This window comes from Roseateles sp., assembly GCF_049240545.1.
In the GTDB taxonomy this organism is placed as follows: domain Bacteria; phylum Pseudomonadota; class Gammaproteobacteria; order Burkholderiales; family Burkholderiaceae_C; genus Paucibacter_A.
Genome location: NZ_JBMLSK010000179.1, coordinates 1 through 1324, shown reverse-complemented (window position 1 = coordinate 1324; position 1324 = coordinate 1). Strand labels below are relative to the sequence as shown.

General features: G+C 71.1%; 1 protein-coding gene and 1 pseudogene. Both read left to right on the top strand.

Annotated features, from left to right (window positions below):
* Positions 1-501 (top strand): annotated as a pseudogene (locus ACOVRJ_RS11910) (ABC transporter ATP-binding protein); the annotation flags it as partial.
* The coding region (locus ACOVRJ_RS11905) for an ABC transporter permease (protein ID WP_422044066.1) at positions 498-1324 on the top strand (827 nt) is incomplete at its 3' end. The pseudogene ACOVRJ_RS11910 and the gene ACOVRJ_RS11905, both read left to right, overlap by 4 nt.

Genomic DNA, 1324 nt, shown 5'->3' with positions numbered 1-1324 from the left:
CCGCGCGTGCTGTTTCTCGACGAGCCGACCTCGGGCGTGGATCCGATCGGCCGCCGCCGCTTCTGGGACACGCTGCGCCGGCTGGCGCGCGAGCAGGGCGTGGCGATCCTGCTCACCACCCACTACATGGCGGAGGCCGACCTGTGCGACCGCATCGCGCTGATGTTCGCCGGTCGGGTGGTCGCCGATGCCACGCCGGCGCAACTGAAGGCCGAGCTGGCCGCCGAGCGCGGGCAACTGCTCGAGGTGAGCGCCGAGCCCCCGCTGGCCGCGCTGGCCGCGCTGCGCGCGGGCGGCTTTGCCGAAGCGGTGCTGCACGGTCGGCGCTTGCACGTGCTGGCGCATGACGCGGCGGCAGCGGGTGCGCGCATCGGCGCGCTGCTCGCCGCCGCGGGCCTGGCTGCACCGCGTATCGCGACGCAGGCGCTGACGATGGAAGACGTGTTCATCCACCGCGTGCTGGCCCTCGAAGCCGCGGCGCGACCGCGGGCCGCGGCATGAACTTCTCCCGCGTGCTGGCGCTGGCGGGCAAGGAAGCGCGCGAAGTGCGGCGCGACCGGCTCTATCTGCTGCTGGCCTTCGCGCTGCCGCTGATCTTGCTGGTGGTGTTTGCCTACGGCATGACCACCGACGTCGAAGGCGTCGGCCTGGTAGTGATCGACGAGGACGCCACGGCGGCCAGCCGCCGCTATGCGGACCGCTTCCAGTCGACCCGTCACTTTGTACCCGCCGGTGTCGATGCCGCCGCCGCGCGCGGCGAAACCGCGCTGATCGACGGCCGCGCCCGCGTGATTCTGTGGATCGGCCCGCACTTCGAGCGCGATCTGAACGCCGGCCGCACGGTGGACGTGCTGGCACAGATCGATGGCGCCTTCACCACCGCAGCGCGCACCATCCACGGCTATCTCGAAGCGATCAACGCGCAGGCCAACGCCGAACTGCGCGCCGAAGTACTGGCCGCGCGCCGCGGCGCGCGCTCGCCCGCCACCGCCCAACTCGTCGAGCCGGTACGGCTGCAGACGCGCTTCCTGTACAACCCCGAACTGCGCAGCGTGGTCACCGTGGCACCGTCGCTGCTGATGCTGGTGCTGTTGCTGGTGCCGCCGCTGCTGATCGCGGTGAGCGTCGTGCGCGAGAAGGAAAGCGGCGCCATTTTCAACATCGCCAGCTCGACCGTGACGCGGCTCGAGTTCCTGCTCGGCAAGCTGATCCCGGTGGTGGCCATCGGCGTGGCCAACGGGCTGCTGCTGTGGCTGGTCGTGATCCTGTGGTTCGGCGTGCCGTTTCGCGGCAGCGTGCCGCAGTTCGCGCTGGCCATCGTGCT